25 protein-coding genes are annotated in these 21,328 nt (G+C 31.6%); 2 read left to right on the top strand and 23 right to left on the bottom strand.

Translation table 11 applies throughout. The annotated features are described in order from the left end of the window. Window positions 1-50: 50 nt before the first annotated feature. The 15 genes from PQF96_RS06260 to PQF96_RS06190 form a co-directional block, all read right to left on the bottom strand. Window positions 51-770: a class I SAM-dependent methyltransferase gene (locus PQF96_RS06260; protein ID WP_271765447.1), complete on the bottom strand. Its 720-nt coding sequence runs from the start codon at window positions 768-770 to the stop codon at window positions 51-53. Between the two features lies 1 nt (window position 771). Continuing rightward, window positions 772-1,410, bottom strand: a complete 639-nt coding sequence (locus PQF96_RS06255; RefSeq protein WP_271765446.1) for a hypothetical protein — start codon at window positions 1,408-1,410, stop codon at window positions 772-774. 77 nt (window positions 1,411-1,487) lie between these two features. Continuing rightward, a complete protein-coding gene (locus PQF96_RS06250; protein ID WP_271765445.1) occupies window positions 1,488-2,054 on the bottom strand; it encodes a Crp/Fnr family transcriptional regulator in 567 nt (188 codons plus the stop codon). A gap of 58 nt (window positions 2,055-2,112) precedes the next feature. Further along, window positions 2,113-2,808: a M949_RS01915 family surface polysaccharide biosynthesis protein gene (locus PQF96_RS06245; RefSeq protein ID WP_271765444.1), complete on the bottom strand. Its 696-nt coding sequence runs from the start codon at window positions 2,806-2,808 to the stop codon at window positions 2,113-2,115. Window positions 2,809-2,835: 27 nt separating this feature from the next. Then, window positions 2,836-3,360, bottom strand: coding sequence for a hypothetical protein (locus PQF96_RS06240; protein WP_143916464.1), 525 nt, complete (start codon window positions 3,358-3,360; stop codon window positions 2,836-2,838). Window positions 3,361-3,452: 92 nt separating this feature from the next. Beyond that, the gene (locus tag PQF96_RS06235; protein ID WP_143916463.1) at window positions 3,453-4,142 is read right to left on the bottom strand and encodes an SGNH/GDSL hydrolase family protein; all 690 of its coding nucleotides are present in this window, start codon (window positions 4,140-4,142) and stop codon (window positions 3,453-3,455) included. Window positions 4,143-4,152: 10 nt separating this feature from the next. Next, window positions 4,153-4,590 carry a GNAT family N-acetyltransferase gene (locus PQF96_RS06230; RefSeq protein WP_271765443.1) on the bottom strand — a complete coding sequence of 146 codons (438 nt, stop codon included), beginning with the start codon at window positions 4,588-4,590 and terminating at the stop codon, window positions 4,153-4,155. A gap of 50 nt (window positions 4,591-4,640) precedes the next feature. Beyond that, on the bottom strand, window positions 4,641-5,186 hold the full coding sequence (locus PQF96_RS06225; RefSeq protein WP_109434772.1) for an NADPH-dependent FMN reductase: 546 nt from the start codon (window positions 5,184-5,186) through the stop codon (window positions 4,641-4,643). Window positions 5,187-5,223: 37 nt separating this feature from the next. Then, complete coding sequence (locus PQF96_RS06220) at window positions 5,224-5,673, bottom strand: GNAT family N-acetyltransferase (protein WP_271765442.1); 450 nt, start codon at window positions 5,671-5,673, stop codon at window positions 5,224-5,226. A gap of 29 nt (window positions 5,674-5,702) precedes the next feature. Then, entirely contained in the window at window positions 5,703-6,239 is a 537-nt protein-coding gene (locus tag PQF96_RS06215; RefSeq protein ID WP_271765441.1) for a GNAT family N-acetyltransferase, read from the bottom strand. 77 nt (window positions 6,240-6,316) lie between these two features. Continuing rightward, window positions 6,317-6,604 carry a UBP-type zinc finger domain-containing protein gene (locus PQF96_RS06210; RefSeq protein WP_109434775.1) on the bottom strand — a complete coding sequence of 96 codons (288 nt, stop codon included), beginning with the start codon at window positions 6,602-6,604 and terminating at the stop codon, window positions 6,317-6,319. After that, on the bottom strand, window positions 6,601-8,265 hold the full coding sequence (locus tag PQF96_RS06205) for a response regulator (protein ID WP_271765440.1): 1,665 nt from the start codon (window positions 8,263-8,265) through the stop codon (window positions 6,601-6,603). The genes PQF96_RS06210 and PQF96_RS06205 overlap by 4 nt, the downstream gene beginning before the upstream one ends. 16 nt (window positions 8,266-8,281) lie before the next feature. Beyond that, window positions 8,282-9,118 carry an aldo/keto reductase gene (locus tag PQF96_RS06200; protein ID WP_271765439.1) on the bottom strand — a complete coding sequence of 279 codons (837 nt, stop codon included), beginning with the start codon at window positions 9,116-9,118 and terminating at the stop codon, window positions 8,282-8,284. Between the two features lie 10 nt (window positions 9,119-9,128). After that, a complete protein-coding gene (locus tag PQF96_RS06195) occupies window positions 9,129-10,517 on the bottom strand; it encodes an ATP-binding protein (RefSeq protein WP_109434778.1) in 1,389 nt (462 codons plus the stop codon). A gap of 73 nt (window positions 10,518-10,590) precedes the next feature. Beyond that, entirely contained in the window at window positions 10,591-11,250 is a 660-nt protein-coding gene (locus tag PQF96_RS06190; protein ID WP_271765438.1) for a flavin reductase family protein, read from the bottom strand. Window positions 11,251-11,303: 53 nt separating this feature from the next. Between PQF96_RS06190 and PQF96_RS06185 the strand changes: the two genes are divergently transcribed. Next, window positions 11,304-12,104, top strand: a complete 801-nt coding sequence (locus PQF96_RS06185) for a class I SAM-dependent methyltransferase (RefSeq protein WP_271765437.1) — start codon at window positions 11,304-11,306, stop codon at window positions 12,102-12,104. Between the two features lie 208 nt (window positions 12,105-12,312). Further along, entirely contained in the window at window positions 12,313-13,677 is a 1,365-nt protein-coding gene (locus PQF96_RS06180) for an FAD-dependent oxidoreductase (RefSeq protein ID WP_109434781.1), read from the top strand. A gap of 99 nt (window positions 13,678-13,776) precedes the next feature. Here the strand turns inward: PQF96_RS06180 and PQF96_RS06175 are convergent, their stop codons facing one another. From PQF96_RS06175 to PQF96_RS06140, 8 genes are all read right to left on the bottom strand, one after another. Next, complete coding sequence (locus PQF96_RS06175) at window positions 13,777-13,968, bottom strand: hypothetical protein (RefSeq protein WP_109434782.1); 192 nt, start codon at window positions 13,966-13,968, stop codon at window positions 13,777-13,779. 293 nt (window positions 13,969-14,261) lie between these two features. Continuing rightward, the gene (locus PQF96_RS06170; protein WP_271765436.1) at window positions 14,262-15,626 is read right to left on the bottom strand and encodes an aldehyde dehydrogenase; all 1,365 of its coding nucleotides are present in this window, start codon (window positions 15,624-15,626) and stop codon (window positions 14,262-14,264) included. Between the two features lie 45 nt (window positions 15,627-15,671). Further along, window positions 15,672-16,598 carry a sterol desaturase family protein gene (locus PQF96_RS06165; RefSeq protein ID WP_143916453.1) on the bottom strand — a complete coding sequence of 309 codons (927 nt, stop codon included), beginning with the start codon at window positions 16,596-16,598 and terminating at the stop codon, window positions 15,672-15,674. 118 nt (window positions 16,599-16,716) lie between these two features. Then, a complete protein-coding gene (locus PQF96_RS06160) occupies window positions 16,717-17,538 on the bottom strand; it encodes a hypothetical protein (RefSeq protein ID WP_109434785.1) in 822 nt (273 codons plus the stop codon). Between the two features lie 128 nt (window positions 17,539-17,666). Next, entirely contained in the window at window positions 17,667-18,092 is a 426-nt protein-coding gene (locus PQF96_RS06155; RefSeq protein ID WP_109434786.1) for a VOC family protein, read from the bottom strand. Between the two features lie 46 nt (window positions 18,093-18,138). Further along, a complete protein-coding gene (locus PQF96_RS06150; protein ID WP_271765435.1) occupies window positions 18,139-19,095 on the bottom strand; it encodes a YybH family protein in 957 nt (318 codons plus the stop codon). A gap of 100 nt (window positions 19,096-19,195) precedes the next feature. Further along, window positions 19,196-20,065: a 23S rRNA pseudouridine(2604) synthase RluF gene (rluF, locus tag PQF96_RS06145; protein ID WP_271765434.1), complete on the bottom strand. Its 870-nt coding sequence runs from the start codon at window positions 20,063-20,065 to the stop codon at window positions 19,196-19,198. A gap of 64 nt (window positions 20,066-20,129) precedes the next feature. Beyond that, a complete protein-coding gene (locus tag PQF96_RS06140) occupies window positions 20,130-21,143 on the bottom strand; it encodes an SIMPL domain-containing protein (protein ID WP_271765433.1) in 1,014 nt (337 codons plus the stop codon). Window positions 21,144-21,328 lie beyond the last annotated feature (185 nt).

The following is a 21,328-nucleotide window of genomic DNA, read 5'->3' as shown; positions in this document are numbered from 1 at the left end:
AACCACTATCGTTTAAAAAATTATTACAATGTTTGTATACTATCTATTATTTATGTCTTCGGTTTTTTGATGGCCCTAATGCACATAAAAGCAGGGAATTCATTGAGCTCTTTATAATGTTTTGGATCGAGTTTTTCGAATTCTTTTAGAGGTTTAGGTTCAATTAACTTGTCAATATAAAAACCATTATTGGTTAAAGGCATAATACATTCATGAAGAGATCGTCTATAACTATGAATTTCAATTGGGTTGCCAAAACCAGACCATGTGCATTGTACAGGTTCAATATCAAAATACCTTGTTGATTTAAAATAAATATATTCAAAAAAAGGATGCTCAATAGAAATGACTAAGTGACCATTTGGTTTTAAAACTCTATAAAATTCTTGGATGGTTGTATTCCAATCTTCAATATAATGCATAGCTAATGCACATAACACAATATCAAAAGACTCGTCATTAAGTGTTTTAAGAGGTTTTGTTAGGTCATGCACAAAGAATGTTGCAGAATTATGGTTTCTTTCTTTGGCATATTTTATCATTTGAGGACTTATATCAAATCCAACTACATTGGCCTCTTTTGATATTAATATTTGAGTATATTTTCCTGGCCCGCAGGCAGCATCAAGAATTGATTTTCCTTTTACATCAGTAAGTAAACTAAGTGTATTTGGCCTGTCATAATATGCATTATGCGGTTTATGATCGATTAGAGCATTATAATTTTTAGCTAATTCTTCATAAGCTTGTTTGATTTTTTTCTTACTCATATTAGTGTTCTTTAGATAATGTTAATGATAGGCCAGATGACAGTATCCAACCTGCCAAACTAAAAACGAATACTCTGAAACCGATTAAACTCGTAAAGACAAATCCTGTAATGGCTCCAATAATAGATAAAAATATTAGTAAAACACCAAAATAGCCAATCCACTTTGGAAACTTATGTGAACGAATAATTATCCATGAATAAAGCATTATTGCTAAACAGCACCCTACAATAAATATATAATCTAAAGGCTTGTTTATAGCAAAACTATATGCCATTATAGGTTTTAAAACAGAAGAATTCTGTGAGATTTTATCAGCATATTGACCAAGAAAATAGGGGAGAGTTAGTCCATTAACCAGAGCGGCAAACATCGCAGCAATAAGACCAAATACCATAATGATAAAGGCCAGTATTGATGTCCTCCACGGATTTAAAAGTTTATGTGTAAGACCATAAAACCCAAATAAAATAACAGGAAGACTGAGTATAGCTAATGAGTGAGTGATTGTTATTGAGTTTGAAATCGAAATAATTTTTTCTATACTACCTCCAGATGGATGTAATACCATCGTTATGATAATTAAAATAGAACCTGTGATAAGAGAGATTCCTGTGCTTTTGTAAAATTGATGTTTCATTGACTTGATATTTATTTTGAACGTCAAATATCAAATGTTTTTAAAGGAATAGCACTTGATCGAAATCAAGAAATGAATTATGGTTTTAAAAACCGTTTTCTAACTCTGCTTAATGTTTCAGGAGTAATTTTAAGGTAAGAAGCAATTAGTTTTTGTGGAAACCTTTGAATTAATTCTGGTTTGTTTTTTAGTATGTATTGATATTTCTCATCAGGGGTATAATAATTGTCGAAAAGATCAACACGAGATGTAGCTTCTTCTAAAATCTTACCCATCTGAAGAAATGATTGTGATTTTGCAATTAGTTTATGAATAGCATCAATAGAAATTTCATAAACAGAACTATTTTCAAAGGCTTGTATGAAAAATTGAGATGGTTTTCGAGATGTAAAGCTTTTGTGATTAATAACCCAATCATCCGCTACATTCAAATCAATTATATTTTTATCGAGATTAGCATCTATATTATATTGATAAAAACTTCCTGTGATGATAAAACAAAAGGATGAGCAAACATCTCCTTTTTTTAATAATATTTCATCTTTTTTTAAAGTTCGAAATTGAAGTTCTTCTTTAAGAAGTGCTACTTCTTTTTCAGAATATGTTCCTGTATTATTAAGAAACTTTAAAAGTGAATTATTCATTTCGTATGTGGTTTATCTTTAAAAGTTTCAATACATATTTTGAGGTCAAAATATAATACTAATTTTCATCAAACCATAGTTCTTTATTTTTTATAGCGGTTTCCCATCCATAAGGAAAAATACCATGATTATTTTTTGTAATGAGCTCCATGATGTTTGTTGCTCTATTTTGAATAGGAATAGGTAAGGCATAAAATTCTTTATCTACCTGAGTATTGCGCTCATCGTCATGTACTCCATTTTTATGTCGGATTGCTCTTTTCTTACCTTTATAAAAAATAAGTATTTTAATTCTTCCGTCGTCATACTCATTCATTGCAAGTGTTCCATAAGTAAGAATCGGATCTACTAATCCATCTCCATCATAATCTTTTATTTCAAAATATTTTGTCCAAAAAGAGATATAATACTCTTCAGAATAGTTGTCTTCGAGGAAAAAATCTCGTATCATCCATTGTTGGGTGTAATTTCCATTTTCAACTTTAAAATTGAAAGCTTTAATGGCATCAAAGTATTTTTTTTTACCTTCAATTTTGTATTCTTTTTCAGTCATTACAATCATATAAATCCCAGACTTGTCCTGATACTCGTATACACGAAAAATACCATAATCGATATTTAATTTATCTTTTAAGGTATTTGTGAAAATTGAATCGACCTCATTTTTTGATAGTTGTTTGCTTGTAATTTCAAAGGTTTGTCCAAAACAAAAAACACTAGTTGTTATACATATTATGATTAGAATACTTTTCATTTCTTATTGTCTTGTTCTTGCAAAAAATTAATTCTTTATTGTATGTAAAAGACTTAGAATATTTTCCTTTTTATCGATACTATCATAGGCTCCTTGTACAACGTATTCAAAAACTTTATCTTCTTCCTGATAGGTTATATAAATAATAGCTTGATTTACAGTAGTGATATCCATTTCTTTTTCATAATGATAGGTATATATCGATTTCCTCATTTTTCTTAAATGATACATTTTATGCCTTCTAAGATGAGTGCGAAAATTCGCTCTACGAACACTTATATCTTGTCCTATATTAATTTGATTAGCTTCATTACCTTTATATAAAATCTCTTCTACTTTATAATGATGTATGGGATGTATAAAATTGGGTCCGGACATTAATCCTTTTTTAACTTTTTCTTCTTGTTGTACAGAGAATGGATTGTTCTTTTTTACTTTAACTACAATGGTGGATGGACGTTGTAGAATATCATGTAATGATACAGATACTCTTCTATCTCTGGACATAGGTAGACATAATATTAGAGTGAATACTAATGATATAAGTTTCATATAATGAATTTATTACATATAAATAGTCAAATATACTTCTTGAATATGAGGTATGTTATACTGTTTTCAGTGAAAAGGAAGTATCTATAATTTTATTGATTGACTAATTTGATCATCAAATGGAAAGATTTTTTATCCTTTACCCACTTTTTATACTTTTTAAATTGTAGTTTGCTAAGGTTTTTGTCTGGATAAAGCCCATGAAAAATAGTTAATGCGGCCAAAAAACTACCAGCTGTTGAAGGATGAAAATTATCATAGTCGTATAGATTTTGGAAATTGTTATGTTTCTCATACTCCTTCCAGAGCACTCCAACTGGAAATAGGAGGGATTGATTAACTTTTGCAGCCTCTTTATGATTAGCGATTACTCCATCAAATGTGTAATAGTGCTGTTTGGAGGGCCAGACCATAAAAAAGCCAAATTTTGTATTTTTTTCTTGACAGACAGATTTGATTTTTGCTCCGTAGGTCAATAACATTTTCTTTCCAAGAGGTTGAGAAGAAGGACCTTGTTGTGCAATGACATAATCAAAAGATTTTTTGCTCATTATTTTTTGAAAAGTACCATCGATCCAATGGTCTTCTAAAGCATAATTGGGAAAACATAATGTCGTACTTTTTATCGATTCGTCGCAGTTTTTTGCCATATATTCTAAGATCTTAGGGAGATTATTAGAATATGTAAGGCTGTTACCCAAAAACAATATTTTTTTAGTTTCGGTTTGTGAATTAATTGAAAGTGCCCATAAAAGAGTAAAAATGATGTGTAACGGTCTCATACTTTTAATGCTATAGCTCTCGTTCCATCAAATATAAATCTAACCCTTTTCCCCAGTAATCATTTTCGATTTGAATAAGTCTGTAATCAAACTTTTCAAAGAATCGATAGGCCAATTGAGAAGTGGTTACTACGAGTTTTTTTAGTGTAGAATCAGATTTTAATTGAGTTATTGCATATTCTACCGCTTTTCTTCCTAACCCTAGTCCAGAATAATCAGGATGAAAAAATATCCATGTAATTCGTCCAGAATGGTCACTTTCTTTTATGTAATACCCAACTCCTCCGACAATCTTATTTTTATATTCTATGGTTAGATAAGTATGTCCATATTGATGTAGGTATTTTTTAAAATCATCTACTTCTTTTGGATCAAAATATTGAGGTGTATTAAGCTTAAAAATCGATATTAATTCTTCGTTGTCTGATAGGGTATATGGGCGTATCATGTTATGCTTTTTAAAGAATGATTAACAAGAATATTCTGATTGGTATTAAGTTAAGAATTTGTGTTTCCTATTAACTCATGAAATGAAATTACAAAATTTTCTATTTCGATTTTTGTTTTTTCATCCAAAATGTTCCCTTTCTGATCTATTTTGCCTTTAATTCCTTGTATTAATAAAGTGGTGTCGTCAATAAAAATAGCTTCAATACTCTCCATTATTAATTTAAGCTCTTCGTGACCTTTTAATCCACTGGCAGAAGCAGTAATAAGTCCAACAGGTTTGTTAGAGAAAGCGGTTGTGGAGATACACCATTCAATGGCATTTTTTAAACGACTTGGAATGCTAAAAACATATTCTGGAGTACAGATTAAAATTCCGTGAGCATTGGATATAACATTTCTAAATTGGGTTATACGTTCTGGCGTATTATGATCTGTCAGTTCTGTTTTAAAATGTGGTAATTTTGTTAGATCATTAAAAAAGATAAAGTTAAACTCATTTTTCATTAATTCTGCAACGTGCTTAATCAACTTTAAATTGGAAGAGTTATCACTTGCACTGCCATTAATTGCAACGATGTTTTTCCTTTTTGACATTTTTTATCTTTTTTATTAATGAACGGATTACTGATTTTTACTTTATTGTGTCTAATTGCATATATAATATTGGATATGGTTTACCTGAAGCATCCAGTGCAGATCGGTCAAAGATTTTAAACCCATGATGTTCATAAAATTTGAGAGCTTGTTGATTGTCTTCGTTTACATCTACCTTGGTTACATTTAATTTCTTGATAGCATATTGCAATAAAGTTTTTCCTACTCCTTTTCCTATGAAGTTAGGATGTATAAACAACATTTCGAGATTTTGTTCATCAACACCCAGAAATCCGATTATTTTCATGTCGTTATTCCTAACACATTTTAGATTCACAGCTTTGAGATATTCATTTAAGATCAATGGTTTAAAATATAATATATCTTCTTCTTTTAAAAAATGATGTGTAGCTCTTACCGAAGCTTCCCAAATATCAACAAGCTCTTTATATTCTGATTCTTCTACGTTGTAGATTTTATATCCCATTTGATTGCTGTATTGTTTTTATAATTGATTTAGCTCATATTGTGTTTTTTCACAGCATTTTCATTTAGAATAAAGTATCGATGTTCATCCCAGATTTGATTATTCTTAAATACTGCTTTTTGGAATATAGCTTCTTTTTTGTAACCATTTTTCTCAAGTACATGCATTGAAGCTGTATTATATTCAAAAATCCCAGCATAAATTCTAATTAAATTTAATTTTTTGAATCCGTAATGAGTTATTAGGGCTACCGCTTTAGTTGCAATTCCCTTACCCCAGTATGGCTCTCCTATCCAATATCCAATTTCTGCAGATCGTTTATAAATATCATCCTGAACAATAAGACTAATAACACCACATAGTTCGTCATTAAATACAATGGCTAAAGCTTGCCTTGGAAGCTTTTCTTTTGTGCCTAATATAAATGTTTCTGCATCATTTTGATCATAGGGATAAGGGATGTAATCTCTTACATTATCCCATATTTTTTTATTATTGATAAGCTTTGCTACTTTTGGTTTATCTGATACTATAAGTTCTCTTAATCTAACGTTATTATCTTCCAAATTTGATTTAATCTTTTGCGGTCAGTTGATACTTGTTCTTTTAATACCTAATAGTAATTTAAAGACTATAGGTTCTCCTATTCATACTCCAAAAATGATTTATGCTCATAGCACCAGGCCCATTTTTCTTTTGGTTCTGCTGAGATGATAACAGAATGATTTTTATATGTCTGGTAGTGATGACTTGCGTGTTTATTTGGGGAGGAATCACAACAAAGAGTTACTCCACATTCTTGACAAGTTCTTAGATGTACCCAATTATCTCCTGTCTTGATGCATTCTACACATTGATAACGATCATCTTTTTTGATGTTAGCTGTATTAAAATCCTCTAGATGCTCACATATTTTGGTTCGTAGTTTCATATCTCTGCTAAGTATTCATGTACAAATTTAATAGCCATTGCGCCTTCTCCAACAGCAGAAGCGACTCTATTCATAGCTCCTGCACGTACATCTCCTGATGCAAATATGCCTGGGTTACATGTTTCTAATAAAAAAGGTTCTCTGTTCTTTTTCCAGATTTGTTTAAAGTTGTTATATCGAGTAAGATCTCTACCGGTTTCAATAAATCCTCTTTCATTTTTGATAATATCTAATGCTAACCAATCTGTGTAAGGTCTAGCTCCAATAAAAATAAATAAAGCATCAGCTTTTACCTTTTTTGTTTCAGAAGTTGCACTGTTTGAAAGCTCTAACTCTGTTAGTCTTCCATCTGTTCCTGTAGCTTCTGTAATATTAGTATGACCTAATAATGTAATATTATCAATGGCATCAATTTGGTCGATAAGATAGCTAGACATACTACTTGTTAAATCTTTTTTACGGACAGCTATGTATACATTCTTTGCAAACTTAGAAAGATATACCGCCGATTGCCCTGCAGAATTTCCTCCGCCTACTATAAAAACTTCTTTATTGTTACAGGCCTGGGCTTCGGTCATTGATGAGCCATAATAGATTCCTGCTCCGGTATATTCATCAATACCTTTTGCTTCCAGTTTTCTATAATTTACTCCAGTTGTAATTACTACACTTTTGGTACTAATACATTGTCCATTACCCAATGTTATGTTTTTATATCCATCTTTTTCTGAAATAGAAGTTACTTCCTGCGGAGATAAGAATTCTATACCAAATCGTTTAGCCTGTGTAATGGCTCGATGTGTAAGTTCCTGTCCACTTAATCCATTGGGAAATCCAAGATAGTTCTCTATTCTAGAACTGGTGCCAGCCTGTCCACCTGGTGCGTGTTTTTCAATTAATAATGTTTTTAGTCCTTCTGAGCCACCATATACAGCTGCGGCTAAGCCAGATGGTCCTGCTCCAATAATAACCACATCATAAAGCGTATCTTTTGGGTGTGCATTAAGCCCAAGAGCGGTTGCAAGTTCTACAATATTGGGGTTTTTATAACACTCTCCATCAGCTAATGAAACAACAGGCAAATCTGAAGTTGTGAGCTTATGAAGCTCTATAATTTCTTTGGCTTTATCACTGGTTTCTACATCTAACCACTGAAAAGGAAATAAATTAGCAGATAAGAAATCTTTAATATCATGAGATTTTGGAGAAAACTGATACCCTAAAACTTTAATTCCTTCAAATTCTGGTTGAAAATCTAACTGCCAAACATCTAATAAATCATTAAGTGTTGGATATAGTTTTTCTTCGGGAGGATTCCAGGGTTTTGTTAGATAATAGTCTAACTGCACATCATTTATAGCTTTGATTGCAGCATCGGTATCAGAATATGCTGTAAGTAATACTTTTTTTGCGCTAGGATAAAATTTCTTGGCTTTGGTCAAAAATTCCACGCCTAACATTTCGGGCATCCTTTGATCAACTAAAAATAACGCTATAGTTTCATTTTTCTTTTTCAGATCTTCTAATGCTTCTAAAGCATCATTTGCCGAATCTGTACTCATAATTCGATACGTCGCACGATACTCTGACTTAAGGTCCCTCGTAACCGCTCTTAATACTTGAGGATCATCATCTAGTGCAAATATGATTGGCTTTTTCATATGCTTTTATACTTTTTTAGAAATTAAAATTATCAGGATCCGGCCCGGTTCTTTGGTTTTTGTCCAATGCATCGATAAAATTCATATCAGTATTTGATATTTCAAAATCAAAAAGAGCAGCATTAGAGATGATTCGTTTTTGCTTAACCGATTTAGGAATAGTAATCACTCCTTTTTGAAGGTTCCATCTTAAAACAATTTGAGCAACAGTTTTGTTATATTTTTTTGCCAAGTCATCTAATATAGATAATTCAAAAATTTTCCCTTGCATCATTGGAGACCATGCTTCGTATTGGATTTGAGTCTTCGTACAAAAATCAATTAAATCCTGTTGTATCAAGTGCGGATGAAATTCCATTTGATTTACCATAGGTACTATTTCAGTCTTCGATATAAGATCTTCTAAATGATGTTTCATAAAGTTACTGACTCCAATAGCTCGTATTCGTTTTTCTTGATATAACTTTTCAAGAGCTTTCCAGGTTTCTACATATTTATCCTTGACAGGCCAGTGTATTAGATAAAGATCCAGGTAATCTAATTGTAATCTATCCAGGCTTTCTTCAAAAGCTTTTAGAGTAGTATCATACCCTTGATCTGCATTCCATACTTTACTAACGACAAAGATTTCTTCTCTGGGAACAGAAGAGCTTTGTATTGCTTTACCAACACCCTCTTCATTTTTATATATGCTTGCTGTGTCAATATGGCGATATCCCGTATCTAGGGCCCAATGAATAGCATCAATGACTTCGTTGTTATTATCCGCCAGATAAACACCTAATCCTAAATAAGGCATTTCTACACCGTTATGTAATGTAAAAGCCCCTTTTATGTCTGTGATTTTTTTCATCTATATATGATTATTGAATGGGTAAACATACGGTAAAAGTAGTGGTTCCTTGTTGCGAGCTTACTTTGATATCTCCATTATGTTGATTAATAATTCGTTGTACTACTTCTAAGCCCATTCCTGTGCCTTGTCCTATGCTTTTGGTAGTAAAAAAGGGATCAAAAATCTTACTAAGATGCTCCTCGGGAATTCCTTTACCATCATCTGTAATGTCTATTTTTATAAAACGATTGTCTTGATTTGTTTTAATATGCAAAGTGCCAGAATGTTCCATAGCATCAATGGCATTGTCAATAAGGTTAGTCCAAACCTGATTGATATCACTTACAAATATCTTTGGATGCGGGAGATCTTTTTGAAAGTCTTTTTCTAATTGTATGTTTTTCTTTTTTAATTTATGATTTAACATGGTGAGCGTACTTTTTATACCAGTATGGATATTCGTTGCAATTTTCTCTGGAGCTTGATCCATATGGGTATAACTCTTAACGGACTGTACGAGATTAGAAATTCTGTCTGACGCTTCTTCTATTTCATCGACCATTTTTTCTGTGGTCAAAACATTCTCTATCCATTCTATTGCATTCGGAAAATTATGATCACCTGTGATTTGATGAATCTCTTTCATTGCCGGGATCTCCATACAAAAATCCAGCAGAGTTTCAGTTAATTCGAACGCATTTTCTACACCATGATCTTCCAACCATTCTTCTAATTGATCTTCTTTTTCATTACGCTCTATTAGTTTCATGTTGTTCTCAGGGCGATTACTAATTTTGTTAAAAAGTATTGTATTTAAGGCATCTACTTCTTTTTCTGAAATTTTAATTGAAGTAATTCTTTTAAATTTTTCTGGAACATGACTTAAATGCTTTTTTAGTTCTTTGGCACTTCGTAACATGGCAGAAGCAGGATTATTAAGTTCATGAGCTAACCCGGCAGAAAGTTTACCTAATGCCATCATTTTTTCTGATTGAACATTGTTTTTGGTGAATTCTCGCACTCGAGAGGTCATATTATGAACCAAGCTTTCTGTAAGTTCATAATGATCAGAAATCATTTCTTTAAAGAATGATTTTTTAAGAACGAGTATTTCAGTTTCTTCAATAGCCTCTCCATATCCCAAAGCAGAACTAGCTCTTGAAAAAGGAAGTAGCCCACCAATACCATGTTCTTCAATAAACCCTACAAATTTATAATTACCATTTTGTTCGATTTTGATTTCCACTTTTCCTTTTAGCATAATTAAAAGCGTATCAATAGGGTCTCCTTTCTTAAAAACATATTCACCTGCTTTAAAGATTTCGGTTTGAGATTTATCAATCAGCCATTGTAATTGTTTATGGGGAACATGTATAAAATCCGGAATTTGTTGAAGATGCTTTGTGGTGAATTTCATTTTCTAAAATTAATCAATAAAAAAACCCTTTGCAATACTTGTCAAAGGGTTAATTCTTAAGGTTTTTATAAAATTAAGAATCTTTATTTTTAGATTCAATATGTAGCGATTTTGTTTCTTGATCTGGTTTGGCATATTGAAAACGTTCTAATAGCTTTGGTAAAGCATATCCATCTAGTCCAATGCAAGATACGGTTTTAGCTTTATCTAATTGAACCCATCCATCAGGATGTATGATATCTTCATTAAGATAAATATGCTCAATAGCACCTATGATTAGAATAGTATCATTTTCTTTTATGAAATATTCATTAACATACTTACATCCTAGTTGTATAGGGCTGTCTTTTACATAAGGAGCATAAAAATTGTCAAGATATACAGGGTCAAGGTTTGTTTTGTCAAATTCAGAAATACTTTCGTCATATTTGGCAGAAGTATGGTGCGCATCAGCAATGATATCCTGTTGCACTTGATTCACTGTAAAAAAACCACTTTCTTTTAAGTTTCTATATGTGTTTCTAGGAACAGTTGTTGGCCTAAGTATAAAACCTAACATTGGAGGATTACTTCCGATATGCACAATAGAATTAAAAATTGCCACATTCGTGATTTGGTTTTTGCCTTTGGTAGCAATTAAATTGCATGATTTATAACCTGTACAACTATTTATAAGGTTAGCTCTATGCCGAGAAGGCATTTCTGTAAGATTTTGTAATGTATAGTGATTCATTATATTTATAAAGAAATAAAATTACCATTCAAATCTAATTAAACTCATAAGTAATGTCTAAAGAATTCGATGAATATTTTGAAACCAATAAACAGACATGGAATGAAAAAGTGGCTGTTCATGCTGCAAGTGATTTTTATAATATCGAGGATTTCAAAAATGGAAAAACTTCATTACAATATTATGAAATAGAAGCATTAGGAGATGTGTCGGGAAAATCTTTATTACATCTTCAATGTCATTTTGGTCAAGATACCCTTAGTTGGAGTAGGATGGGGGCAAAATGTACTGGTATTGATTTATCCGAAAAAGGAATAGAATTGGCAAAGAACTTAAATTCTGAGTTAAATCTTAATGCAGAATTTGTGAGTTGTAACGTACTGGATACTTCTTTATATATTAAGGATAAATTTGACATTGTTTTTACAAGTTATGGTGTTATAGGTTGGTTGCCGGATTTGAAACCCTGGGGTAAAATGATTGCCGAACGTCTAAAACCTGGAGGAACTTTTTATATGGTAGAATTTCACCCTATTGTATGGATGTTTGATTACTTAGAGGAAAAACCTGTTATGAAATATGGTTATCATCAAAAAGAGGTTATTTATGAAGAATATCAAGGCACTTATGCGGATGAGAATTCTAAAATGGTTAGTAAAGAATTTGGGTGGAATCATGGATTGGGAGAGGTAATCTCTTCTCTTTCTGAAGCAGGATTGACTATCCAATCCTTAAATGAGCATGATGGATCACCTTATGAAATATTTCCTGGTTTGGTTAAAAATGAAAAGGGAATGTATGTAACAAAAGATAAATTATATCCTTTGATTTTTGAAATTAAGGCAACGTTGTAAATTTTGATGGCAAGAACAGTAGGGTATCTGGTAACTTATACCTTATGATCATGTCCTTAATTCACTAATAATCGTTACATTTACCGAAGGTTTTGATGCTTGCATATACTTTTATAAAAGTAAAGTAGACCCTGTTGGATGCATTAAAACTCGAATCTTCTTCAGGATTGTATGTACTATTCCAACGGTTGTTAATAGCAATTAATGTATGCAAACAAAAAATATTGCAATAGTAGGGAGTGGACTTGTAGGTTCATTACTCGCTATATACTTAAGAAAACGCAAGTATGAAGTTACAGTTTTTGATAGAAGACCTGATATAAGAACTATAGAGTTTAGTGGTCGTTCTATTAATTTGGCTATGTCAGTACGAGGATGGAAAACTTTGGATAAAATTGGAATTGGCGATACTGTAAGAGAATTATCTATACCAATGCATAAACGTACAATGCATTTAACAGGGGAGCCAATTTATCATCAACATTATGGTAATGATGGAGAAGCTATCTATTCTATTCCACGAGGAATTTTAAATAGAAAAATGATTACCCTTGCCGAAGATGCTGGAGTGGTTTTTAAGTTTAACGAGAAAGTCTGGGATATAAATTTACCCGAAGCAAAGATTTATACTGGAGAAACAGAAAAAAGTGAATGGAAAGAATATCAATATGATATTGTTTTTGGTTGCGATGGTGCTTTTTCCAGGGTTAGACATAAGATGCAACGAAGAAGTAGATTTAATTATTCTCAAAAATTTCTGGATACAGGATATAAAGAACTTGGTATTCCCGCATATTTAGATGGAACCCATAGACTAGATAAAAATTCACTTCATATATGGCCACGAGGTAAATTTATGCTCATCGCTTTACCAAATTTGGATGGTAGTTTTACATGTACTTTATTTATGCCACATGAAGGAGAAGACTCTTTCGAAATGTTAACCAATGATAATGAAGTTAAGAAATTTTGGGAAATTAATTTTCCCGATACTCTTGATTTGATGCCTGGATTATTAGAAGATTTTAGAAATAATCCAACTAGTGCCTTAGTAACTACAAAATGTTATCCTTGGTCATATTGGGATAAAGTCGCTTTGGTAGGAGATTCGGCTCATGCAATTGTTCCTTTTTATGGACAAGGAATGAATGCTGGTTTTGAGGATATTTCTGTCTTAGATGATATTATAGAAGAATTGGGAGATGACAATTGGCAAGATATTTTTGAAACCTATCAAGAATCCCGAAAGTCTAATGCCGATGCTATTGCAGAGCTGTCATATCGCAATTTTATAGAAATGAGTAGTAAAACGGCAGATCCGGATTTTCTTCTACGAAAGAAAATTGAGAAGCGATTTTCTCAAAAATATCCAGAAAAATGGTTGCCACTTTACTCCAGAGTCACATTTAGTCATAGACCATATGCAGAAGCTCTTAAGATTGGAGATCAGCAGGCAGAAATTATGAGTAAAGTCATGCAGATGAATAATATCGAAACTATTTGGGATACAGAAGAGGTAGAACAATATATACTGAATCTCTTAGAGGTTAAAGACTTCAAATTACAGAGTTAAAGTTAAAATAATAAAAAAGGAGTCATAATTTCATAAAACTATGACTCTTTTTTTATTTCAGATCAGAGATACTATATAATTCCTCAGAAACGTATGGATCTAAGCATAACACCCTGCATTAGCAAGACATGGAATAAAACAATCAAAAAACTCTGGCCTCGATGGAGAGGCACATGATTGTCTACAAGCATCTCTAACTTCAAAACAATTTGTTCCTCCAATAATACTAGTGGTCTCCTTACGTTCTAATCGGCGATAATTAGATTGCTTTAATTGCTCAAATTTTTTCATGGTTTTAAGTTTTAAAAGTGGATACTCAATATTAAATTTCTATATTTTTTTAGATAAATCTTAAGAAAAATAGGTTAGAATTGAATGATATACAGAATGATAAAAGAACAAAGTAAATTTTTAGTATAAGATTGTTAAAATAAAAATTAAAAATACAGAATTGTGTATTCTAATATACAATATTTTGGACCTCTATTCTTTATTTGTTTTTAAGAAATTCTATGTTTAACAAAAGTTTAAAAGCTTGATTTTAATTTTGTTAAATAATTGTGAGTCGTTTTATTGACGTTGTATTATCCAATAATTCGTTTTAACCATTTAAGTTTTTTGTCACTATATGGAGAATATTTTAAATTGAGTTCTATCCAAAATGGTTTTTGCAGAATACTTTTATAATGAGAGAATGTTTCGAATCCATATTTTCCATGATAATTTCCAATTCCACTATCACCAACTCCTCCAAAAGGAAGTGACTGCTCTGTAAAATGCATTACGGCATCATTTACTGCTCCTCCTCCAAAAGAAATTTCATTTAGGATTTTATTTTTTATGGTCTTATTTTTGGTGAATACATAACAAGAAAGAGGCTTGGATAATGTTTTTACCTTTTCGATTGCTTCTTCTATGGTTTTGAAAGATAGTATAGGAAGAATAGGTCCAAAAATTTCATCTTTCATTATTTTATCAGAGAATTCTACGTTTTTCATAATTGTAGGCGATATAACACGTTCTTCTGTGTTACATTCTCCACCAACATAGATTTTTTCTTTATCTATTAAATCTTTAAGTCGATCAAAATTTTTGTCATTAATGATTTGAGTATAGTTATGGTGATCAACATGATAAGCTGCTTTTTCGATCTCCGCTTTCATTGCGGTTAATAAGGAGTCATGAATACTAGAATCAACAAGAACATAATCTGGAGCGATACAGGTTTGCCCAGCGTTTAAATATTTGGCCCAAACCAAACGTTTTGCAGTCATATTAATATTTACATCTTTGGTAATAATAGCTGGACTTTTACCTCCCAATTCTAAAGTTACAGGAGTAAGATGTTTTGCAGCTGCTTGATACACAATTTTTCCTACAGGTAAACTTCCGGTAAAGAATATTTTGTCGAATCTAATTTGTAATAATTCGGTTGTTTGTTGCACTCCGCCTTCTATTACTTTAAAAAAAGAAGGATCAAAATTCTGATTAATAAGTTGAGCCATTGCAGCCGCAGTATTGGACGGAAGTTCACTAGGTTTAAGAATAACAGTACAACCGGCAGCAATTGCTGCTATGGCAGGACAAAGAGACAATTGGTATGGGTAATTCCATGCTCCAATGACTAGTACAGTACCATATGGTTCTGGTATGATATAACTTTTTCCAGGAAGATTAGTTAATCCTGTAGAAGCTTTCTTTTTTTTTGCCCATTTCCTAACGTTTACTAAAGCAAGATCAATTTCATGATAAATTATAGATAGCTCAGTCACATAAGTTTCAAATTTAGATTTTTTGAAATCTTTGTAAATAGATGAATAAAGCAATGCTTCATTTTTCTTTAAAACATTTTTTAATCGTTTTAATTCATTGATTCTAAATTGAATATCTTTCGTAGTATTCGTATCAAAAAAACGACGCTGCTCATCTATAATAGGCTGAAAATTCATAACTATAATTGTAAGTATTCTTGAGAACTTTAAATATAGTTATTTTTATAACGCTTTTTGTTTTTTAAGTTCTCTTTGCATTTGTTTTACGGTAAGTGTACTTCCATCATGACTCCATCCAGGAGGGCCAAATATGTACATGAATTTGTGATACCAGTTTTTGGATTTTTTGGTATCATTCCAAATGTCTTTATATTCATGAGTAAGGATTACCCAGGGATTATATGAGTTTGGGGCATGAGTAACACCATATTGTATTTCAATATTTTCATCTAATGGTTTCCAGGTACCAAATATTCTATCAAAAATATTTAAAAATCCACCATGATTTTTATCCATGTATTCTACATTTTTGGCATGATGTACCTGATGCATGGTATGCGTATTAAATATTGTTTCTATAAAACCCATTTTTGGAATATAGACAGAATGAAGTTGAAATTGCCATAATGCTTCAATTCCTAGGCATACCACTACCATTTCTGGAGGGAAACCTATCGCAGGCATCCACATATAGAATAGGGGTTTATATAAAAGAGTAAACCATCCATTACGTACTGCGGTACCAAGGTTAAAGTTATCAGAGGAATGATGTACAATATGTGCTGCCCATAAAGCCCTTACCATGTGATTTTGTCGATGGAACCAATAATATGTATAATCATCAGCAAGCTGACATAGAAGCCAAACATACCATGCATATCCAAAAGATTTCCATCCCATAATGTTAGTTCGGACTCCGTCGATTTCGGGATTGAAAAACTCATAAACAAAATGAAAAAGGACAATTGAAAAAACGGTTTTGATCAGAGGACCTAATATAGCAGATCCAACACCCATAGTGAGACTTGCTGTTAAATCTTTCCAATTGTATAAATTCTTATGGTCATGAGTTTTGCTATAGGTTAATTCCAATAAAATTAGACCTAAAAAACAAGGTACTCCGTAGACCAAGGGGCTAGTAAAATCCATCTTTCTTTTTCTATTTATTCCGGGGGCGGAATATAGTGAGAATTTCTTAGTAAACCTTTAACAAAGTACCTGTAATTACAGAAAAACTAAACTTTTAACGATTGTCTAAGGAAAAAGATTATTTTACATTTAATAAGGCATTATATGCATCAAGAACATTTTGTATTGCTTTTTTTTCAGCTTTACTTATCGTTTTTGTGTTTAAATCGTCTTTACCAACAAATTTTATCTTAGCTACTTTACTAGAAGCAATAGCTTTAATCATTGGCATATCCAATTCTTTAATTACTCGATCTAACCACTCTCTTTTTCCGCCAGATTCTTCTTTTGAATTAAATTCTCCTGGAGTAGCCTCTTCTATTTCAAAAGTTTTCCCGTCCACATCTATTTCCATTCGTTGTATGAATAACCAATCTTTTTTGGTAAAATGATTTATAGATAACCCTAACCAAGGTTTGCGCTTTTCTTTTTTACCAATATATGTCTGAATGTAACTCTTATCATTTGATTGAGTAGAAGAATTATCAGAATACCAAGTTACTTCATTAGCTACATCATATTTCTTTTTCATATTAGAAAGTGCCTTTTGGTAGGCTTCATTATTGCCTTCTTTCTGATCTTCTTTTTCTAAAGCTTCAGCATTTGCAAGAATTTCTTTTTCTACTTTTTTTAATAATTTTTTACCTTTTTTACCTTCACTCGAATTAGGAAATTTTTCAACCAAAGCTTTTAATCGATCTCTACTTTTGGTATAATCCAAATTGTCATAATATTCATTTGCTTGCTCAAGAATTTGATGGGGTGTGAGTTGGCATTCTGCAATCTTTTGTTTTAAATTTTCGTTTTCCTTCTTTAGTCTATCAAATTCCTCTTGAGGGACGCCACAACTAACAGCAAATAGTAATGATAGTGTATAGATTATTAAACTTGTATTTTTCATAGATGGAGAGTATTTTATAGTCTATATTAGTGTTGTTTTTATATTAAGAATTATCATCAATATACTAAAAAAGTCCAAAAACTCATAATTTTATGTTAAACGGATTTTTTTGTTATTCGTTTAATAGATTATTTTTGGAATATTAAGGAACTGTCTTTAAAAGATTTAAATTCTAAAGCATTGCCACAGGGGTCATAAAAAAACATTGTAGCTTGTTCTCCAGTTTCTCCTTTAAATCTAATATAAGGCTCAATTACAAATTGCACTTTTTTTTCGATAAGTTTTTCTGCGAGACTTTCCCAGGTTTCCCACTCGAGAATAATTCCAAAATGGGGAACAGGAACATCTTTACCATCTACAGGGTTACTATAGTTATCTTCAGAACTGAGTTTGGGTTTATAATGAATCACGAGTTGGTGACCAAAAAAATTAAAATCTACCCAATGATCACTACTTCGACCTTCTTCAAGTTCTAGAATGGTATTGTAAAAATTTCTGGCTGCTTGTAAATCATGTACCGGAATTGCAAGATGAAATGGAGATAATATGCTCATTGTAAAGGTAGAATTAGTAAGTATTTATTAAAAAAATGAATTCTGATTAATCTTTTATTCTGTTCCATATATCCAGATACATTTTCCATTCGTTGTTTCTTTTTTTCCAGATGACTACGTATTTTCCTTTATATGATATTTCGGTACCATCATCATTTTTATTCTTCCCCTTATATATTCCATAATCATGGGCTGTATCACCAAGAATTACAATTTCCTCAGGGATGATCTCATGTTCTATAGGAGTATATCCTGATGATCCTGACCATCGTTTTTTAATGGCTTCATATCCTTCTATGATAGGAGCATTTGTAGGGAAAATTTTGCCATTATTGGTATAGGCTTTTGCTAAAGCTTCGTAATCTTTTTTTAGGTAGGATGCAGAAAACGCTTTTGCCGCGGCTTTAATTTGTTCTTCATCAGAAAGTTTTTGAGTATTTTTTCTTTTTTTACAGTCAATTTTCCATGTTGGAAAAGAAATAGTTTCTTTTGTGTCTACCCATTCACCTATCCACTTATAGCTATCATTATTAATATCATAAAAGCTAAGTTTATAGAAGCCATCTATACCATTGGGAGCTTTTTGTTTTTTATATAAAACAATTTTCCCTTCTTTTTTATTTCCTTCCCAGACAGATAAAACGGTCGTAGGTTTTGCAGAGGAGTAATAATGTACGTACCATTTACTACTATCCGCAATAAACTGCCGGATACTTCCAGAATGCTTACCATCTGCTTTATTGGTTTGATCCTGAACCGCCATTCCGTTCATGATATATTTAAATTCCCAGGTCATTTTAACGGGCTCTGCCCATGTTTGATCTTGATTGCGAGTTTGGGATAAGCAGTCACATAACCCGATAAGAGGAGCAAAATCCAGAATTTCTTTAGGAGCATTTGGATTAGGTTGTCCAAAGGGATATGCTTCAGAAGGTTCATATTCAGTTTGACCCCATGCGGTGATGTTAAATAAAAAAAACAGAAAGAAAACAGACCTTACCATTTGGTTTATAGATTGATTAGTAAGGTAATTTACTTATTTTGAGAAAGTGATAAACTTTAAGAAGACGAAATTAGGATATAATTAACAACAATAATAAGATTTAATTTCTTCGATCTCTACGTCTTCTGCTTCTTGGTTTAGAAGTATCTTTTTCAGGAAATGTTTTTCTTTTGGAATTATTTCTGAAATTTTGTTTTGACTGATTATTGTGACGTGATGGTTTTGATTCTTTTATCACTGAAGCCTCTTCTGTTTTGCTAGAATCCCCTACATCGGTATTAATGATACGTAACTCTTCTTCGGTTAAATCTCTCCATTCTCCAACAGGAATATCCAACATTACGTTCATAATCCGAATTCGTTTTAGCCGTACTACATCATACCCTAAATATTCACACATTCTACGAATCTGCCGATTAAGTCCTTGTGTTAATACAATTCTAAAATCATATTTATTAATCTGTTCTACTTCGCACTTTCGGGTTACTGTATTAAGAATTGGAATTCCGTTCCCCATTCTTTTTATAAATTCTGGACTGATCAACTTATTTACAGTGACCAGATATTCTTTTTCATGATTATTTCTAGCCCTAAGAATTTTATTCACAATATCTCCATCACTAGTTAAAAAGATGAGGCCTTCACTAGGTTTATCCAATCTTCCTATTGGGAAAATACGTTTGGGGTAATTAATATAATCAATAATATTATCTTTTTCTTCCTGCGATGTAGTACAAACAATACCTACGGGTTTATTAAAAGCGAGATAAACATGTTTTTCCTTGGGACCATTAATTAATTCTCCATCAACATGCACGATATCATCTGATGAAACTTTGGTTCCCATTAAAGGAACTTCTCCATTAATGGTTACTCTTTTTTGATCTATTAGCTTATCTGCCTCGCGACGAGAGCAATACCCTGCCTCGCTAAGATATTTATTAAGTCTTGTGAACGTTTTTTCAGACATATAATTTAAATAATATACAAAGATAGTATTTAAAGATGATGGTTGTCATAAAATCATGATGCTATTAGTTCAATTGTAATTCTTTGATGTTAACATTTCCATCTGGTGAAATTAAAAAGTATTTTGGTTTTATAATTTCTTTCTCGACTGACTTTTGTTCCTTTGGTTTTGGAGTATATTGTAGTTTTATTTCCATACCTATTTGTATAACAGGTTCTACTATTGAAGAATTTATGACCATATCATAATCTTTATATGTGATAGGATCATAATAGTATGTAGTTTGTTTTTTTGCTGTTACAATTCCTTGTTTTTTATTAAATGTTTCTAAAGAAGTGCTATTAAAAGCCTGATAATTCTTATAAAACTCCTTGGGGAAATGGCAATACTTGGTGTCTGCAATTATTGGTTCATATGATGTTAAGTCAAAACCTAAATCTGTATAAAATTGTTGTTTTTCTTTTAAAGTTTTCAGAATTTCTGCTCGTAGTTGTTTGTATACGGCTTGGATATCATTTATAAAGTAATCTACTTTGACAAGATTGTAAATCTCATTATTTGCACAGGCAGAAAGTATTTTTTCAAACTGATTTACATTAGTGAATTTTATATGAAGGTTTTGTTGTAATTCAAAACCTTTAGGTACTTCATTGTATTTTTTGCTGAATAGTTTTTTTTCTACAACCGTTTCATATATAGGAACAAATGATATTACATCGATAATAACATCTTCTCCTAAAACACCTTTACTTTGTAGTTCCTTTTTTACTTTTGCGACTCTCTCTTTCATAAGTGTATTAGTTTCTTGTGAAGTTTTTCCAATTTGCACGATGTTAAAAATCGCAGTATAAGAATCAGCAACGATATTGTTTAATACTTTGGTGTCGATTGTTATTATAGGGTTTGGTACTAGGTTTTTTTGCCTGAATTGCTGTATTTGACCTCCGTAAATATCAGCATTTGCTAATTCTGCAGGAACCATTACATTTTGCCTGGAAATAATTGTTGCATTTCCTCTGATTTGAGCTGTTACAAAAGAACTAGAGAAGACTAATAAGATATAAATTATATTTTTCATGATTTCAATTTATTGTAAATCTATATTGAAGATAGTTTTGAAGAAAACAATAATGAGTGAACAATAGATATCAATTAGGGAAATGTTCTTTTGAAAAAGATATTTTTATAATTGTTTATTTTAATAGCAAATATGAACGAGTAGGAAGGTATAGAACAAGTAGGAAGACAATATAGCTATACTAT

The organism is Aquimarina algiphila (assembly GCF_947494415.1).
Taxonomy (GTDB): Bacteria; Bacteroidota; Bacteroidia; order Flavobacteriales; family Flavobacteriaceae; genus Aquimarina; species Aquimarina algiphila.
Note: the sequence above shows the minus strand (reverse complement) of the source record. Positions and strands in the feature narration are given on the sequence as shown.

What these genes read in the sequence shown, in the direction of transcription:
- PQF96_RS06240 (WP_143916464.1), bottom strand. Translation starts at nt 3,360, where the DNA reads ATGAAACTTATATCATTAGTATTCACTCTAATATTATGTCTACCTATG.
- PQF96_RS06210 (WP_109434775.1), bottom strand. Translation starts at nt 6,604, where the DNA reads ATGAAACTACGAACCAAAATATGTGAGCATCTAGAGGATTTTAATACA.
- PQF96_RS06155 (WP_109434786.1), bottom strand. Translation starts at nt 18,092, where the DNA reads ATGAGCATATTATCTCCATTTCATCTTGCAATTCCGGTACATGATTTA.
- PQF96_RS06225 (WP_109434772.1), bottom strand. Translation starts at nt 5,186, where the DNA reads ATGTCAAAAAGGAAAAACATCGTTGCAATTAATGGCAGTGCAAGTGAT.
- rluF (WP_271765434.1), bottom strand. Translation starts at nt 20,065, where the DNA reads ATGTCTGAAAAAACGTTCACAAGACTTAATAAATATCTTAGCGAGGCA.
- PQF96_RS06165 (WP_143916453.1), bottom strand. Translation starts at nt 16,598, where the DNA reads ATGGATTTTACTAGCCCCTTGGTCTACGGAGTACCTTGTTTTTTAGGT.
- PQF96_RS06230 (WP_271765443.1), bottom strand. Translation starts at nt 4,590, where the DNA reads ATGATACGCCCATATACCCTATCAGACAACGAAGAATTAATATCGATT.
- PQF96_RS06175 (WP_109434782.1), bottom strand. Translation starts at nt 13,968, where the DNA reads ATGAAAAAATTTGAGCAATTAAAGCAATCTAATTATCGCCGATTAGAA.
- PQF96_RS06185 (WP_271765437.1), top strand. Translation starts at nt 11,304, where the DNA reads ATGTCTAAAGAATTCGATGAATATTTTGAAACCAATAAACAGACATGG.
- PQF96_RS06260 (WP_271765447.1), bottom strand. Translation starts at nt 770, where the DNA reads ATGAGTAAGAAAAAAATCAAACAAGCTTATGAAGAATTAGCTAAAAAT.
- PQF96_RS06170 (WP_271765436.1), bottom strand. Translation starts at nt 15,626, where the DNA reads ATGAATTTTCAGCCTATTATAGATGAGCAGCGTCGTTTTTTTGATACG.
- PQF96_RS06150 (WP_271765435.1), bottom strand. Translation starts at nt 19,095, where the DNA reads ATGGTAAGGTCTGTTTTCTTTCTGTTTTTTTTATTTAACATCACCGCA.
- PQF96_RS06195 (WP_109434778.1), bottom strand. Translation starts at nt 10,517, where the DNA reads ATGAAATTCACCACAAAGCATCTTCAACAAATTCCGGATTTTATACAT.
- PQF96_RS06205 (WP_271765440.1), bottom strand. Translation starts at nt 8,265, where the DNA reads ATGAAAAAGCCAATCATATTTGCACTAGATGATGATCCTCAAGTATTA.
- PQF96_RS06180 (WP_109434781.1), top strand. Translation starts at nt 12,313, where the DNA reads ATGCAAACAAAAAATATTGCAATAGTAGGGAGTGGACTTGTAGGTTCA.
- PQF96_RS06245 (WP_271765444.1), bottom strand. Translation starts at nt 2,808, where the DNA reads ATGAAAAGTATTCTAATCATAATATGTATAACAACTAGTGTTTTTTGT.
- PQF96_RS06160 (WP_109434785.1), bottom strand. Translation starts at nt 17,538, where the DNA reads ATGAAAAATACAAGTTTAATAATCTATACACTATCATTACTATTTGCT.
- PQF96_RS06235 (WP_143916463.1), bottom strand. Translation starts at nt 4,142, where the DNA reads ATGAGACCGTTACACATCATTTTTACTCTTTTATGGGCACTTTCAATT.
- PQF96_RS06250 (WP_271765445.1), bottom strand. Translation starts at nt 2,054, where the DNA reads ATGAATAATTCACTTTTAAAGTTTCTTAATAATACAGGAACATATTCT.
- PQF96_RS06220 (WP_271765442.1), bottom strand. Translation starts at nt 5,673, where the DNA reads ATGGGATATAAAATCTACAACGTAGAAGAATCAGAATATAAAGAGCTT.
- PQF96_RS06140 (WP_271765433.1), bottom strand. Translation starts at nt 21,143, where the DNA reads ATGAAAAATATAATTTATATCTTATTAGTCTTCTCTAGTTCTTTTGTA.
- PQF96_RS06200 (WP_271765439.1), bottom strand. Translation starts at nt 9,118, where the DNA reads ATGAAAAAAATCACAGACATAAAAGGGGCTTTTACATTACATAACGGT.
- PQF96_RS06255 (WP_271765446.1), bottom strand. Translation starts at nt 1,410, where the DNA reads ATGAAACATCAATTTTACAAAAGCACAGGAATCTCTCTTATCACAGGT.
- PQF96_RS06190 (WP_271765438.1), bottom strand. Translation starts at nt 11,250, where the DNA reads ATGAATCACTATACATTACAAAATCTTACAGAAATGCCTTCTCGGCAT.